This is a genomic window from Salmonella sp. 2020_1395, assembly GCF_043848115.1.
Classification (GTDB): domain Bacteria; phylum Pseudomonadota; class Gammaproteobacteria; order Enterobacterales; family Enterobacteriaceae; genus Salmonella; species Salmonella enterica.
In genome coordinates this window covers 141,397-156,525 of sequence record NZ_JBCMFH010000002.1, presented here as the reverse complement: position 1 = coordinate 156,525, position 15,129 = coordinate 141,397, and the positions used below count along the sequence as shown (strand labels likewise).

Annotated in this window: 15 protein-coding genes and 5 tRNA genes; 12 read left to right on the top strand and 8 right to left on the bottom strand. The window is 53.8% G+C overall.

The features are described from left to right. Window positions 1–140: 140 nt before the first annotated feature. Window positions 141–1,661, top strand: a complete 1,521-nt coding sequence (norR, locus tag ACH0WD_RS03325; RefSeq protein WP_000010808.1) for a nitric oxide reductase transcriptional regulator NorR — start codon at window positions 141–143, stop codon at window positions 1,659–1,661. Here the strand turns inward: norR and gutQ are convergent. The 7 genes from gutQ to srlA all read right to left on the bottom strand — a co-directional run bounded on the left by gutQ (window position 1,658) and on the right by srlA (window position 6,719). Then, window positions 1,658–2,623, bottom strand: a complete 966-nt coding sequence (gutQ, locus tag ACH0WD_RS03320) for an arabinose-5-phosphate isomerase GutQ (protein WP_001278206.1) — start codon at window positions 2,621–2,623, stop codon at window positions 1,658–1,660. The genes norR and gutQ overlap by 4 nt on opposite strands. Further along, window positions 2,616–3,389, bottom strand: coding sequence for a glucitol operon DNA-binding transcriptional repressor SrlR (srlR, locus tag ACH0WD_RS03315; protein ID WP_000804537.1), 774 nt, complete (start codon window positions 3,387–3,389; stop codon window positions 2,616–2,618). Before srlR ends, gutQ begins: the two co-directional genes overlap by 8 nt. 197 nt (window positions 3,390–3,586) lie before the next feature. After that, complete coding sequence (gene gutM / locus ACH0WD_RS03310) at window positions 3,587–3,946, bottom strand: transcriptional regulator GutM (RefSeq protein ID WP_000255198.1); 360 nt, start codon at window positions 3,944–3,946, stop codon at window positions 3,587–3,589. A gap of 76 nt (window positions 3,947–4,022) precedes the next feature. After that, the gene (gene srlD, locus ACH0WD_RS03305; protein ID WP_001077372.1) at window positions 4,023–4,802 is read right to left on the bottom strand and encodes a sorbitol-6-phosphate dehydrogenase; all 780 of its coding nucleotides are present in this window, start codon (window positions 4,800–4,802) and stop codon (window positions 4,023–4,025) included. A gap of 11 nt (window positions 4,803–4,813) precedes the next feature. Next, window positions 4,814–5,176, bottom strand: coding sequence for a PTS glucitol/sorbitol transporter subunit IIA (srlB, locus tag ACH0WD_RS03300; RefSeq protein ID WP_000111553.1), 363 nt, complete (start codon window positions 5,174–5,176; stop codon window positions 4,814–4,816). A gap of 11 nt (window positions 5,177–5,187) precedes the next feature. Next, window positions 5,188–6,159, bottom strand: a complete 972-nt coding sequence (locus ACH0WD_RS03295) for a PTS glucitol/sorbitol transporter subunit IIB (protein WP_000199039.1) — start codon at window positions 6,157–6,159, stop codon at window positions 5,188–5,190. Continuing rightward, window positions 6,156–6,719 carry a PTS glucitol/sorbitol transporter subunit IIC gene (gene srlA, locus ACH0WD_RS03290; RefSeq protein WP_000573333.1) on the bottom strand — a complete coding sequence of 188 codons (564 nt, stop codon included), beginning with the start codon at window positions 6,717–6,719 and terminating at the stop codon, window positions 6,156–6,158. The genes ACH0WD_RS03295 and srlA overlap by 4 nt, the downstream gene beginning before the upstream one ends. Before the next feature lie 253 nt (window positions 6,720–6,972). On the opposite strand from srlA, the gene mltB reads away from it, so the two are divergent. Further along, the gene (gene mltB / locus ACH0WD_RS03285) at window positions 6,973–8,052 is read left to right on the top strand and encodes a lytic murein transglycosylase B (RefSeq protein ID WP_000476826.1); all 1,080 of its coding nucleotides are present in this window, start codon (window positions 6,973–6,975) and stop codon (window positions 8,050–8,052) included. Between the two features lie 37 nt (window positions 8,053–8,089). Here the strand turns inward: mltB and ACH0WD_RS03280 are convergent, their stop codons facing one another. After that, entirely contained in the window at window positions 8,090–8,335 is a 246-nt protein-coding gene (locus tag ACH0WD_RS03280; RefSeq protein WP_000053777.1) for a hypothetical protein, read from the bottom strand. 195 nt (window positions 8,336–8,530) lie between these two features. Here ACH0WD_RS03280 and pncC point away from each other — a divergent pair, with 195 nt between their 5' ends. The 10 genes from pncC (at window position 8,531) to ACH0WD_RS03230 (ending at window position 15,088) form a co-directional block, all read left to right on the top strand. Beyond that, complete coding sequence (pncC, locus tag ACH0WD_RS03275; protein ID WP_000132239.1) at window positions 8,531–9,028, top strand: nicotinamide-nucleotide amidase; 498 nt, start codon at window positions 8,531–8,533, stop codon at window positions 9,026–9,028. 84 nt (window positions 9,029–9,112) lie between these two features. Further along, window positions 9,113–10,174, top strand: coding sequence for a recombinase RecA (recA, locus tag ACH0WD_RS03270; RefSeq protein WP_000963150.1), 1,062 nt, complete (start codon window positions 9,113–9,115; stop codon window positions 10,172–10,174). A gap of 116 nt (window positions 10,175–10,290) precedes the next feature. Further along, a complete protein-coding gene (gene recX, locus ACH0WD_RS03265) occupies window positions 10,291–10,791 on the top strand; it encodes a recombination regulator RecX (protein ID WP_001294863.1) in 501 nt (166 codons plus the stop codon). Window positions 10,792–11,026: 235 nt separating this feature from the next. Continuing rightward, entirely contained in the window at window positions 11,027–13,657 is a 2,631-nt protein-coding gene (gene alaS, locus ACH0WD_RS03260; protein ID WP_000047219.1) for an alanine--tRNA ligase, read from the top strand. A gap of 234 nt (window positions 13,658–13,891) precedes the next feature. Continuing rightward, the gene (gene csrA / locus ACH0WD_RS03255) at window positions 13,892–14,077 is read left to right on the top strand and encodes a carbon storage regulator CsrA (RefSeq protein WP_000906486.1); all 186 of its coding nucleotides are present in this window, start codon (window positions 13,892–13,894) and stop codon (window positions 14,075–14,077) included. 303 nt (window positions 14,078–14,380) lie between these two features. Then, window positions 14,381–14,473, top strand: a tRNA-Ser gene (locus ACH0WD_RS03250). A 3-nt stretch (window positions 14,474–14,476) separates the two neighbouring features. Then, window positions 14,477–14,553: transfer RNA gene (locus tag ACH0WD_RS03245), tRNA-Arg, on the top strand. A 61-nt stretch (window positions 14,554–14,614) separates the two neighbouring features. Next, a tRNA-Arg gene (locus ACH0WD_RS03240) sits at window positions 14,615–14,691 on the top strand. Between the two features lie 62 nt (window positions 14,692–14,753). Continuing rightward, a tRNA-Arg gene (locus tag ACH0WD_RS03235) sits at window positions 14,754–14,830 on the top strand. Window positions 14,831–15,011: 181 nt separating this feature from the next. Next, a tRNA-Arg gene (locus ACH0WD_RS03230) sits at window positions 15,012–15,088 on the top strand. The last annotated feature ends 41 nt before the right edge of the window (window positions 15,089–15,129 follow it).

Here is a 15,129-nt window from a genome sequence, read left to right as displayed (position 1 = left end):
TTGCAGGTAGTGTGCCAACTTTTCATCTGATTGATTTATATGAAATTATAATAATTTTGTATTTTTGATATAGTCAAAAAGACTATAAATGATGCTGTCAATATGACACTATAGGTTGTCAAAATGACAATGAGGTAACCATGAGTTTTTCCGTGGAGGTATTGGCGGGCATCGCCATTGAGTTACAACGCGGCATTGGGCATCAGGATCGTTTTCAGCGGCTGATTACTACGCTGCGTCAGGTGCTGGCGTGCGACGCCTCGGCGCTGTTGCGCTATGAATCACGACAATTTATTCCACTGGCGATTGATGGCCTGGCGCAGGACGTTCTCGGCAGACGTTTTACCCTGGAAGGGCATCCGCGCCTGGAAGCCATCGCCCGCGCGGGGGACGTGGTGCGTTTTCCGGCTGATAGCGATTTACCCGATCCGTATGACGGGTTAATTCCCGGACAGGAAAGCCTGAAAGTCCACGCCTGTGTTGGTCTGCCGCTGTTTGCCGGACAGAACCTCATCGGTGCGCTGACCCTTGATGCTATGACGCCGGAGCAGTTCGAGGTATTTAGCGATGAAGAGCTACGGCTTGTCGCCGCGCTGGCCGCCGGGGCATTGAGTAATGCGCTGTTAATTGAACAACTGGAAAGCCAGAACATGCTGCCGGGGTCGTCAGGCGTGTTTGAACCGATAAAAGAGACGCACATGATCGGCCTGTCGCCGGCGATGACGCAGTTGAAAAAAGAGATCGAGATTGTGGCGGGCTCCGATCTTAACGTGCTGATCGGCGGTGAAACGGGGACCGGTAAAGAGCTGGTGGCGAAAGCTATTCACCAGGGCTCCCCCAGAGCGGTCAATCCGCTGGTCTATCTCAACTGCGCCGCGCTGCCGGAAAGCGTGGCGGAGAGCGAGTTGTTTGGTCATGTAAAAGGGGCTTTTACCGGGGCTATCAGTAATCGTAGCGGTAAGTTCGAAATGGCGGATAACGGTACGCTGTTTCTGGATGAGATTGGCGAACTGTCGCTGGCGCTACAGGCCAAGCTACTTCGCGTGTTGCAGTATGGCGATATTCAGCGCGTCGGCGACGATCGTAGCCTGCGCGTGGATGTGCGGGTGTTGGCGGCAACCAACCGTGACCTGCGTGAAGAGGTGCTGGCAGGGCGTTTTCGCGCCGATCTGTTCCATCGCCTGAGCGTTTTCCCGCTCTTTGTGCCGCCGCTGCGCGAGCGCGGCGATGATGTGGTGCTGCTGGCGGGCTATTTTTGCGAGCAGTGCCGACTGCGGCTGGGGCTGTCCCGCGTGGTGCTGAGTCCCGACGCGCGCCGCCATTTGCTCAACTATGGCTGGCCGGGCAACGTCCGGGAGCTGGAACATGCCATTCACCGTGCGGTTGTACTGGCGAGAGCGACCCGGGCAGGGGATGAGGTGATACTGGAGGCGCAGCATTTTGCCTTGTCAGAGGACGTTTTACCCGCGCCGCCTGCGGAAAGCTTTCTGGCGCTGCCGACTTGCCGCAATTTGCGCGAATCGACGGAGAACTTCCAGCGAGAGATGATTCGCCAGGCGCTGGCGCAAAATAATCATAACTGGGCGGCCAGCGCGCGGGCGCTGGAAACCGACGTCGCCAACCTGCATCGGCTGGCGAAACGTCTGGGACTGAAGGATTAGATAATCCCCGCCTGGTAGAAATCCTGTAGGTTAATGGCGCCGGTGAGTTTGCCGTTTTCATCGACCACTGGCGCGGCGGTAATTTTGCGTTTCATCAGGAGCTCTTTGGCGTCAATGGCGCGGCTTTGCGCCTGGAGCGTAATACCGTTGGGCGTCATGGCTTCGCTTACCGGCGTGGTGAGCGCGCCGCCGCCTACCAGCCAGCGACGCAGGTCGCCGTCGGTAAAGACGCCTTTCACAACATGTTGCTCATCGCAAACCGCCACCAGCCCCAGCCCGGTACGGCTAAGTTCCAGCATGGCATCCATCACGCTGGTGGCGAGCATCACCTGCGGTATTGCATCGCCCTGGCGCATCAGGTGATGCACATTATTGAGCAAACGCGCGCCCAGTGCGCCAGCCGGATGCGAACGGGCGAAATCTTCTTCGTTAAAACCGCGCGCCTGCATGACCGCCATCGCCAGCGCATCGCCCATCATCAGCGTATTGACGGTACTGGATGTCGGCGCCAGATGCATCGGACAGGCTTCACGCTCGACGGAAATATCCAGAACGGCTTTTGCCGCTCGCCCCAGCGGAGAGTGAGGTTTACCGGTCATCGCCAGCAGCGCGACGGATTTATCTTCCAGACGCGGGATGATGAGGTCGAGTTCTTTTGCGCCGCCGGAATAGGAGATAAATAACATCACGTCGCGGCTTTCAATCATCCCCAGATCGCCATGCAGTGCTTCCGCCGGATGAACAAAAAAAGCGGGAGTACCGGTACTGGCAAGCGTCGCGGCGATTTTTTTACCAATATGACCTGACTTGCCAATGCCGGAAACGATCACTTTGCCTTCACAGTGAATAATGATATTGGCGGCGCGGACAAAATCATCGCCCAGACGCTCCGGCAGACGGCTGGCTTCCTGTAGCTCCAGCATTAAGGTCTGACGGCCCGCGTTTAGTAGTGCATCACTCATTGCTTTCTCCGGTTATGATTACTTCAATCCCTTTTGCTTCCAGCGCCTGACGAAATGCCGGATCGATCCCCGTGTCCGTGATCAGTTTGTCGACGGTTTCCAGACTGCACACCACATTGGGGCTTTTACGACCAAATTTTGAGGAGTCCGCCATCAGAATCACCTCGCGTGCTGCATTGCACATTGCGTTACTGACGGTGTAAACCTCATTGAACGTGGTCACACCGACATTCAGGTCAATACCGTCAGTTCCCATGAAAAGTTTATCAAAGCTGAATTGCTCAAAGGCGTTTTCCGCCAGTTGACCGTGAAACGACGCCGATTTTTTACGGAAGGTGCCGCCGGGCATCAGGATAGTTTGTTCGTTGTCCAGTTCCGATAGCGCGTTAACAATATGGAGGCTGTTGGTCATCACCGTGATGTTGCTAAAACGCGAAAGCAACGGCACCATCTGTAACACGGTACTTCCGGCGTCCAGAATAATGGAATCGCCATCATGGATATATTTCACAGCGGCTGCGGCTATCAGCGCTTTTTTGTGGGTGTTGATAAGCGTTTTGTGATCAATAGGCGGATCGGACTCTTCTTTATTCAACACCACGCCGCCATAGGTGCGGATGACGGTTCCGGCATTTTCCAGAATGACCAGATCTTTACGGATAGTGGTGCCTGTCGTGTCAAAGTACTGGGCCAGTTCTTCAACCGAGCATTTTCCCTGTTTTTGCAGGTGCTCCAGAATCGCGGCCTGACGCTGACGAGGTTTCATAGGCGTGATTACCCTGACTTATGTATTTACCCGTCATACTTCACGCTGCATGTGCGTTGGCTTTCCTCGCTCACCCCGGTCACATACTGATGTACGCTCCTGGGATTCGCTGCGTCGCCGCCTTCCTGCAACTCGAATTATTTAGGGTATTGGTTGCAAAATGATAATTTCGCAAGCTATACGCATTCACAACGAAATTACCCATGTTTCAGTTTAAGCGCCAATGATAGTGCATTCTGCGCGAGCGAATCATGGGGAAAGATCACATCAGGCTGTAATTCATGCAAATGTTTTCCTTGCATTGCGGCAATTTTAACCGGTCTGGCGAATACCGTAAGGCCTTTCATCAATAAAGTGTCCGTCACCCGCTGCTGTTCGTCCAGCGCCACGGCAACCACCACCCGGGGCTTAAAACGCCCGCCGGAGCGCCCGACGCCGACCCGTCCCTGTTGGCTAAGTTTATCGAAAGCCCGATTAAAGCGGGAAATCTGCCAGCCGCCCAGCGCCAGTTGCGCACACCAGGCGATAACGGCGACGGTAATCAGAGTGGAAACCATAATGTGCTCCTGTTGTTTTGCCTGATGGCGGCGTAACCGTCTTATCCGGCTTACGGCGCCATCCGGCAATTCACGGTCAGAACATCACTTGACCGCCGGTTACGTTGATCGACTGCCCGGTGCAATAAGACGCTTTCGGGCTGGCATAAAATAGCAGCATGTTCAGCACATCCTGATAATCACACCCGCGTTTGAGCGGTACCTTATCAATGTAATACTGCTCCACCTCGTCGGGCTTAATGCCCAGTTTAGTGGCGTATTGCGGCAGCAGTGACTGGAACATCGGCGATTTCAACAGGTTGCCGAGCATCAACGAGTGTACGGTAATGCCGTATTCCGCCAGATCCAGCGCCAGAGACTGGGTTAACCCCACGCCGCCGAATTTCGCCGCGCTGTAGCCGGAGTTGTGTTTACTGCCCACTTTGCCGGATTTAGAGTTAATCTGAATAATGCGCCCCTGAATGCCGTCGCGGATCATCAGGCGGGAAAACTCACGGGCGCAGAGGAAATAGCCTACCAGATTCACCTGTAGCGAGCGGTCAAAATCGCCCAACTGGAAATCGCTGATAAACGCCGCTTTGGCGATACCCGCGCTGTAAACCAGCAGATCGACGCGCCCGAAAATCTCGTCTACGCCGCGGGAAAGCGCCAGCACGCTCTGCTCGCTGGTAGCGTCGGCGCCAAAACCGTACGCCATACCTTCGCCAAAATCGGCGTTAATTTCCTGGGCGACATTCGCGGCTTTATCGCTTTGAATATCAACGACCGCCACGCGGTATCCTTCTTCTGCAAGCCCACGGCAAAGGAATGCCCCCAGGGTCTGGCCTCCGCCAATGACAACGGCAACTTGATTCATGTTTTTTCTCCTTAAGCGACAAACGTCAAAATACAGCCCGGCGCGATATCGTCCGGTACAGGCCCCGCAACGTGTACGGTGCCGGGAAATTCCGCTTCGCGCAGACCATCGAAGCGCAAAGTGATATGCCCCAGTTCACGCAGGTTTTGCTCGGCTACGCTGCCGACCGCCGTGACCGGATAGCAATGTTGGCCCAATTCACACCGCGCGCCAGGCTGCAGCGCGCCGGTCAGTTCGCCATGACAATGGATGAAGCAAAATTCTTCGATATCCGCCGGCGCACCTTCCCGAAACGTAATCAGCATCTGTTCGCCGAGCGCCTCCTTCGCGCTCTGGCCGATACGGGTGATGGTGGTTTGATAAATCACGCTCATGTCTGAACCTCTTATTGATAGATAAAGCCGGAAACAAACCAGGCGATAAGTACCGTGGGCGCGCCAGTCAGGAAGCGTCCGACCAGCACAGAAGGTACGCCGACGCGAACGGTGTCTTGTTTCGCTTCCGCCAGTGACAGGCCGACCGGGATAAAGTCGCAGGCCGCCTGCGCGTTAATCGCGAACAGGGCGGGAAGCGCCAGATGCGGGGGGATATTGCCCAGGCCTATCTGAACGCCGATCAGGACGCCAATGACCTGAGCGATAACCGCGCCAGGGCCGAGAAAGGGCGACAGCAGCGGGAAAGAGCAGATCAATGCCAGCGTCACCAGCCCCAGTGGATGGCTGGCTAATGGCGCCAGGCCGTGGGCGATCCAGTCGCCAAGACCTGAGGCCATAATGATGCCGATCAGCGCCGAAACGAACGCCATAAACGGCAGGATTGTTTTCAGGACTGTATCAATGGTGTCGCGACCGGACTGGAACAGTACCGCCACGGCGGAGCCCATTCCCATACCGACTTTTGCCAGCAGCCCGTCGCTCTGCTCGGTGATTTTTTTGCTGGTGTCGTAGTCACGTCCTAATGTCGTTTTGGCAGGCTGAGGACTGGCAGGCGTTTCGCCGACAAGAGTAATGTTTTCTTCTTTTACGCCGGAGACATAAATATCCTCAACAATATACTGCGCCAGTGGGCCGGACTTACCCGTCGAGTGAATATTAATGGTTGGAATCCGGCGTTTCGGATAGATACCGCAGCGCAGCGTACCGCCGCAGTCGATAATGGCCGCGCCGATTTCCGCTTCCGGTGGTTCGCCTTCTTTAAAGCCGTCCACCGCTTGCCAGCCTGTTAGTTGCGCCAGTTTGTCGACGATCGCCGGGCGCGTACCGGCTGTGATATAGACGATCTTTTTGCCTGGCGTAACGTCCAGTTCAAGCGGGCCGCCCCAGCCGCCGGCGCCTTTCTCAATACGAACCCGTGTCATGATACCGCTCCTGTCAGATGAACTTTCTGCTCAAGTTGAATCCCCATTTTTTTCTCAAAAATAGCGGTGGTGAGATCGGTAACCCAACCGCGGAAGAAGTTCGTCACCAGACCTACCAGCAGATAGCTCACCGCGAGCGGGCCGAGAGGAAGCCCTAACGTGGTGAGTCCGCTGGCGATACCCAGATAAACAAACAGTTCGCCGGGATTGATATGCGGAAACAGACCGTTCATGGAGTGACAGCTATAGGAGGCCGCCGCGTAATAGCTCGGCTTGTACTTCTCCGGCATAAAGCGTCCCAGGCTCAGGGTCATCGGATTACAAAAAACAAATGTCCCGATACACGGTAAAAGCAGGTAACGAGATAGCGGATTTCCGGCACAACGTTGGGCAAAACGCTCAATACGCTGCTGGCCGATAAAATTGATGAGCGCATTCATGATAACCAGCAGGCTTATCAGTAGCGGAAGAATACCTGTCACCATACCGGTAAACACCTCTCCGCCTTTCTGGAATAACCCGATGAACCACTCCGCACCATGTGTAATGGTTTCGATCATTGTTCTCTCCTGTAGGGTTTTTAGTTTTCTTGCTAATTTCCTGTTCATTGTAATCATGTTGAAAGATTCAAAAGTGTTATTGTGATCGCAAAATAAAAGAAAAATATTTTAAGTTGAAAGATTGTGGGGGCGAGGGAGAGGATACAAACTGAAAAGAGGAGAAAGGTGATTTATTCTCTTGTGCCGCTTCCTTGTGCGGCGGGGGATGCTTTACCATACTTCTCCCTGGCTGAATTTGTTTAATGGATGTCTCATGTTCAAGCGTCGTTATGTAGCGTTACTTCCACTTTGCGTATTGCTTGCTGCCTGTAGCAGCACGCCAAAATCTTCCGAGACTCAAGCGACGACTGGCACGTCTTCCGGCGGCTTCCTGCTTGAGCCGCAGCATAACGTCATGCAAATGGGCGGCGACTTCGCCAACAACCCTAATGCGCAGCAGTTCATTGATAAAATGGTCAGCAAACACGGTTTCGACCGTCAGCAGCTGCAGGAGATCCTCTCGCAGTCTAAAAGACTGGATTACGTCCTGCGTCTGATGGACAGACAAGCGCCGACCACTCAGCCGCCCGCTGGACCAAATGGCGCCTGGCTGCGCTACCGCAAACAATTTATTACGCCGGATAACGTGCAAAACGGCGTCGCGTTCTGGAATCAGTATGAAGACGCGCTGAACCGCGCCTGGCAGGTATACGGCGTACCGCCGGAAATCATTGTGGGCATCATCGGCGTGGAAACCCGCTGGGGACGTATCATGGGGAAAACGCGGATTCTGGACGCGCTGGCGACGCTGTCATTTAACTATCCGCGCCGGGCGGAATATTTCTCCGGCGAGCTGGAAACCTTCCTGCTCATGGCGCGCGATGAGCAAGACGATCCGCTCAATCTGAAAGGTTCCTTTGCGGGCGCGATGGGCTACGGCCAGTTTATGCCATCTTCCTATAAAGAATATGCGGTCGATTTCAATGGCGATGGGCACATTAACTTGTGGGATCCGGTAGATGCCATCGGCAGTGTGGCGAACTACTTCAAGGCGCATGGTTGGGTGAAAGGCGATACGGTTGCGGTGCCGGCGAATGGTCAGGCGCCGGGACTGGCGAATGGTTTCAAAACAAAATACAGCCTCTCTCAGCTTGCCGCCGCAGGCTTAACGCCGCAGCAATCGTTGGGCAATCATCAGGAAGCCAGCCTGCTGCGTCTGGATATCGGTACGGGCTACCAGTACTGGTACGGCCTGCCGAACTTCTACACCATTACCCGATATAACCACAGCACGCATTATGCGATGGCGGTTTGGCAACTGGGCCAGGCGGTAGCGCTGGCGCGGGTGCGCTAATTTACGCTTAGGGAGGGGAGCCCCCCCTCCGCTATTATTATGGCTTTTTGGGCTGATTCTCTGCCTGCAAGTGGGATATCTTCTTTGATAGTGCCAGACTATATCCCAGACATCCCAGGCCTAAGATAATTTGACCGCCATCATACGGTTCAAAATAGCCTGACGACAATATATTCAGTACTCCCATGACAAGTGAACAGACGCCGCCAATTGTGGCCCATAGCCGTAGTTGGGTGGTTTGTTTTAGTGTTTGCTGTGTGCTTTCCGTTTTTTTGAGTGACATCCTTGCTTTTTCTCCGTGCGTGTAAATTTAGCGACATGGTACTGCTATTTAGTCATGTGCTACCTCATTTCATTCTGCATAAATAACCTGCTGGCATTTTTTCGGAATCCGACTCGTAAAATCGACTGCTCGTCCCCATCTCTGGTGAGAAAGTGCTATCTTGTGCGGCAGGATTTCTAACTGACAGAGGTCATGATGACTGACAGTGAACTGATGCGGCTTAGCGAGCAGGTCGGGCTGGCGTTAAAAGCGCGCGGGGCGACCGTAACGACAGCAGAGTCCTGTACCGGCGGCTGGCTGGCGAAAGCCATTACCGACATCGCCGGAAGCTCCGCCTGGTTTGAACGCGGCTTTGTCACCTATAGTAATGAAGCCAAAGCGCAGATGATTGGCGTGCGTGAAGAGACTCTGGCGCAGCATGGCGCGGTCAGCGAACCCGTAGTGGTCGAAATGGCGATCGGGGCGCTGAAGGCCGCTCGCGCCGATTTTGCTGTCGCTATTAGCGGGATTGCCGGGCCGGATGGCGGCAGTGAAGAAAAGCCGGTTGGTACGGTGTGGTTTGCTTTCGCCAGCGTCAGCGGAGAAGGGATTACGCGTCGGGAATGCTTCAGCGGCGACCGTGAATCGGTGCGTCGACAGGCGACGACGTACGCGCTACAAACCCTGTGGCAACAATTTCTACAAAACACTTGATACTGTATGAGCATACAGTATAATTGCTTCAACAGTACGAATTCACTATCCGGTTCAATACCAAGTTGCATGACAGGAGTAATAATGGCTATCGACGAAAACAAACAGAAAGCGTTGGCGGCAGCACTGGGCCAAATTGAAAAGCAATTTGGTAAAGGCTCCATCATGCGTCTGGGTGAAGACCGTTCTATGGATGTGGAAACTATCTCCACCGGTTCGCTTTCACTGGACATCGCACTCGGTGCGGGCGGTCTGCCGATGGGGCGTATCGTCGAAATTTACGGGCCGGAATCTTCCGGTAAAACGACCCTGACGCTGCAGGTGATTGCCGCTGCGCAGCGTGAAGGTAAAACCTGTGCGTTTATCGATGCGGAACACGCGCTTGACCCTGTTTACGCACGCAAGCTGGGCGTCGATATCGATAACCTGCTCTGCTCTCAGCCGGATACCGGCGAGCAGGCGCTGGAAATCTGTGACGCGCTGGCGCGTTCAGGCGCGGTGGACGTCATTGTGGTCGACTCCGTAGCGGCGCTAACGCCGAAAGCGGAAATCGAAGGCGAAATCGGCGACTCTCACATGGGCCTCGCGGCGCGTATGATGAGCCAGGCGATGCGTAAGCTGGCGGGGAACCTGAAACAGTCCAACACGCTGTTGATTTTCATCAACCAGATCCGTATGAAGATTGGCGTGATGTTCGGTAACCCGGAAACCACCACCGGCGGTAACGCGCTGAAATTCTACGCCTCTGTTCGTCTTGATATCCGTCGTATTGGCGCGGTGAAAGAGGGCGATAATGTCGTGGGTAGCGAAACGCGTGTGAAAGTGGTGAAAAACAAAATCGCCGCGCCGTTTAAGCAGGCCGAGTTCCAGATCCTCTACGGTGAAGGCATCAACTTCTATGGCGAACTGGTTGACCTGGGCGTGAAAGAGAAGCTGATCGAGAAAGCGGGCGCATGGTACAGCTACAACGGCGAGAAGATTGGCCAGGGTAAAGCGAACGCGACTACCTGGCTGAAAGAGAACCCGGCGACAGCGAAAGAGATCGAGAAAAGGGTACGTGAATTACTGTTGAGTAATCAGAATGCCACGCCTGATTTCGCCGTTGACGATAGCGAAGGCGTTGCAGAAACCAACGAAGATTTTTAATCATCAGGTGATGGTGGGTCGGACAAAACGAAGCCGCCATTCAGCAAAACGTTAAATTACCATCAAGGGCTGCATTTATGCGGCCCTTTTGGCATTTCTCCCTGTTAAGGTTTTTTATGAGTGAACCCACATCGCGCCGTCCCGCTTATGCTCGTCTCCTTGATCGTGCGGTACGTATTCTTGCTGTCCGCGATCACAGCGAGCAGGAATTACGGCGTAAACTCTCCGCGCCGGTGATGGGCAAAAATGGGCCGGAAGAGATTGATGCGACGGCAGACGATTATGAACGCGTGATCGCCTGGTGCCACGAACATCACTATCTTGATGACGAGCGCTTCGTGATGCGCTTTATCGCCAGTCGTAGCCGCAAAGGCTATGGCCCGGCGCGTATTCGCCAGGAGTTGAATCAGAAAGGCATTTCCCGTGAATCGACTGAAAAAGCGATGCGAGAATGTGAAATTGACTGGAGTGAAATGGCACGTGAACAGGCCGTTCGCAAATATGGCGAGCCGCTCCCTTCAAACTTTTCAGAAAAGGTTAAGGTACAGCGCTTTTTGCTCTATCGCGGGTATCTGATGGACGATATCCAGCAAATATGGCGAAATTTTGCAGATTGAGCGCATACGGGATTTTACTTCCCGGTAAAGAAAACTTATCTTATTCCCACTTTTTCCGTCTGGACGCGGGTTGCTTAACGGCGAACAGCGTCTGCGACGAATATTCCTTAAATACACAAAATCATTCAAGCCGCATCAAAGCGGCAAGTGAGCCTCGGGAACGCGTGACCGGGAAACTCGCAGCCAACGCAGAGGCGGCCTGAAGGATGAAGTGTAGCTTGATTTCAGGATAATTATGAGCAAGAGCACCGCTGAGATCCGTCAGGCGTTTCTCGACTTTTTCCATAGTAAAGGGCATCAGGTAGTTGCCAGCAGTTCCCTGGTGCCTAACAATGACCCCACTCTGTTGTTTACCAATGCCGGGATGAACCAGTTCAAGGATGTTTTCCTTGGGCTCGATAAACGTAATTATTCCCGTGCAACCACTTCCCAGCGTTGCGTACGCGCGGGGGGGAAACACAACGATCTGGAAAACGTCGGATACACTGCACGTCACCATACTTTCTTCGAAATGCTGGGCAACTTCAGCTTCGGCGATTACTTCAAACACGACGCCATTCAGTTCGCATGGGAATTACTGACCGGTGAAAACTGGTTTGCTCTGCCAAAAGAGCGTTTATGGGTCACCGTTTATGAAACCGACGACGAAGCCTATGAGATCTGGGAAAAAGAAGTCGGCATCCCGCGCGAGCGTATCATCCGTATCGGCGACAATAAAGGCGCGCCATACGCATCGGATAACTTCTGGCAGATGGGTGATACCGGTCCCTGCGGTCCGTGCACCGAAATCTTCTACGATCATGGCGACCACATCTGGGGCGGCCCTCCGGGAAGCCCGGAAGAAGACGGCGATCGCTATATTGAGATCTGGAACATCGTCTTTATGCAGTTCAACCGTCAGGCTGACGGGACGATGGAACCATTGCCGAAACCGTCTGTAGATACCGGTATGGGGCTGGAGCGTATTGCCGCGGTACTGCAACACGTTAACTCTAACTATGACATCGACCTGTTCCGCACGTTGATTGAAGCGGTAGCGAAAGTCACCGGCGCCACCGATCTGGGTAATAAATCGCTGCGCGTTATCGCCGACCACATCCGTTCTTGCGCATTCCTGGTTGCCGATGGCGTGCTGCCGTCGAATGAAAACCGTGGCTATGTGCTGCGTCGCATTATTCGTCGCGCGGTTCGTCACGGCAACATGCTGGGCGCGAAAGAGACCTTCTTCTACAAGCTGGTTGGGCCGCTGATTGAGGTAATGGGCTCCGCAGGCGAAGAGTTGAAACGTCAGCAGGCGCAGGTCGAGCAGGTTCTGAAAACGGAAGAAGAGCAGTTCGCCCGTACGCTGGAGCGCGGTTTGGCGCTGCTGGATGAAGAACTGGCGAAATTGCAGGGCGACACCCTGGACGGCGAAACCGCTTTCCGTCTGTATGATACTTATGGTTTCCCGGTCGATCTAACGGCGGACGTCTGCCGTGAGCGCAAGATCAAAGTCGATGAAGCCGGTTTTGAAGCCGCTATGGAAGAGCAACGCCGTCGCGCGCGCGAAGCTAGCGGTTTTGGCGCGGACTACAACGCGATGATCCGCGTTGATAGCGCTTCTGAATTTAAAGGTTATGACCATCTGGAACTGAACGGCAAAGTGACCGCGCTGTTTGTCGATGGTAAAGCGGTTGAAGTGATTAACGCGGAACAGGAAGCGGTTGTCGTGCTGGATCAGACCCCATTCTATGCGGAATCAGGCGGTCAGGTTGGCGATAAAGGCGAGCTGAAAGGCGCTGGATTTACTTTCGCTGTGGACGACACGCAAAAATATGGTCAGGCGATTGGTCATATCGGCAAATTGTCTGCGGGCGCTCTGAAAGTGGGCGATGCGGTACAGGCTGACGTAGATGAAGCGCGCCGCGCACGTATCCGTCTGAACCACTCCGCCACGCACCTGATGCACGCGGCGTTGCGCCAGGTGCTTGGGACACACGTTGCGCAGAAAGGTTCGCTGGTTAGCGATAAAGTGCTGCGCTTCGACTTCTCGCACAATGAAGCGATGAAGCCGTCGGAGATTCGTCAGGTTGAAGATTTGGTGAATGCGCAAATTCGCCGCAACCTGCCGATTGAAACGAACATCATGGATCTCGACGCGGCGAGGGCGAAAGGGGCTATGGCGCTGTTTGGCGAGAAATACGACGAACGTGTACGCGTTCTGAGCATGGGCGATTTCTCTACCGAACTGTGCGGCGGTACTCACGCCAGTCGTACCGGTGATATCGGTCTATTCCGTATTATCTCTGAGTCCGGCACCGCAGCGGGCATTCGTCGTATTGAGGCGGTAACCGGTGAAGGCGCTATGGCCACCGTTCACGCGCAAAGCGATCGCTTAAACGATATTGCGCATCTGCTGAAGGGCGACAGCCAGAATCTGGGCGACAAAGTGCGTGCCGTACTGGAACGTACACGTCAGCTGGAAAAAGAGTTGCAGCAGTTGAAGGACCAGGCCGCAGCGCAGGAGAGTGCAAATCTTTCCAGTAAAGCGGTCGATCTCAACGGCGTGAAGCTCCTGGTTAGCGAGCTTGCTGGTATTGAGCCGAAAATGCTGCGAACCATGGTTGATGATCTGAAAAATCAACTGGGGTCTACCGTTATCGTACTGGCAACGGTTGTTGAAGGTAAGGTTTCTCTGATTGCGGGCGTGTCGAAGGATGTGACCGACCGGGTTAAAGCAGGGGAATTGATTGGTATGGTCGCTCAGCAGGTGGGCGGTAAGGGTGGCGGTCGTCCGGACATGGCGCAAGCCGGTGGTACGGATGCGGCAGCTCTGCCTGCAGCGTTAGCCAGTGTACAAGGCTGGGTCAGCGCAAAATTGCAATAATTATAAGCGTTCGTTGGCGCCGCAGCCCGTGCTGCGGCGTTTACGTCAACGCTATCGACAACGATAAAGTCAGGTTGAAGTTTTGTATATCGGCTAAACTTAGGTTTAACAGAATGTAATGCCATGACTGCTTACACCTAAGGTGTTTGTCATCGCTTACTTTTTGGCGTTATATGATGGATAATGCCGGGATACAGAGAGACCCGACTCTTTTAATCTTTCAAGGAGCAAAGAATGCTGATTCTGACTCGTCGAGTTGGTGAGACCCTCATGATTGGCGATGAGGTCACCGTGACAGTTTTAGGGGTGAAGGGCAACCAGGTGCGTATTGGCGTGAACGCCCCGAAAGAAGTTTCTGTCCATCGTGAAGAGATCTACCAGCGTATCCAGGCTGAAAAATCCCAGCAGTCCAGTTACTAAGGTTTTCGCGTCTCACTTTTCGGGTGAGACGCAGCCTCTCTTCTCGCTCGCTCGCGTTGTCCCTTCATGACTTTTTTCAACCTCACTGTTGATATGGTGCGCTTTTGGCGGCCAGCGTGTCATCAAATTATCTGTTGATAAAACACTCTTTTTGGCTTTTTTACAGACTAATTGAGCGTGAAGTGTGCAAACGATAAAAGCTCTGGAAAAATTGTTTGACTTATAAGTCCCAGAAAGTAATATGTGCGCCACGCAGCGACGATGAGCAGAACAAGTTCTTCGAAGCACTCGTAAGAGGCGTGTGGTGAGGTGGCCGAGAGGCTGAAGGCGCTCCCCTGCTAAGGGAGTATGCGGTCAAAAGCTGCATCCGGGGTTCGAATCCCCGCCTCACCGCCATTTGCATCCGTAGCTCAGCTGGATAGAGTACTCGGCTACGAACCGAGCGGTCGGAGGTTCGAATCCTCCCGGATGCACCATCTCTTACTTGATACGGCTTTCCCGCGGTATCAAAATCTGCAGTAAAGTAAGTTTCCCGATGCATCCGTAGCTCAGCTGGATAGAGTACTCGGCTACGAACCGAGCGGTCGGAGGTTCGAATCCTCCCGGATGCACCATCTCTTACTTGATACGGCTTTCACCGCGGTATCAATATCGGCAGTAAAGCAAGTTTTCCGATGCATCCGTAGCTCAGCTGGATAGAGTACTCGGCTACGAACCGAGCGGTCGGAGGTTCGAATCCTCCCGGATGCACCATATTCTCCGTACTTTCAGTGATGAAGATACGGATAAGATAGCGGTAATCACCGCTGGCACCAGAAAGGATAACGTTGCGTCAGCAACGGCCAGAAGGGCGAGTAATCCTCCCGGATGCACCATCTTATTTAGTGTGGCAGTAAATGCGACATCAAATCTTGTAGTAAACATCATTTCCAATGCATCCGTAGCTCAGCTGGATAGAGTACTCGGCTACGAACCGAGCGGTCGGAGGTTCGAATCCTCCCGGATGCACCATATTCTCCGTACTTTCAGCGATAAAGATGCAGATAAGATAG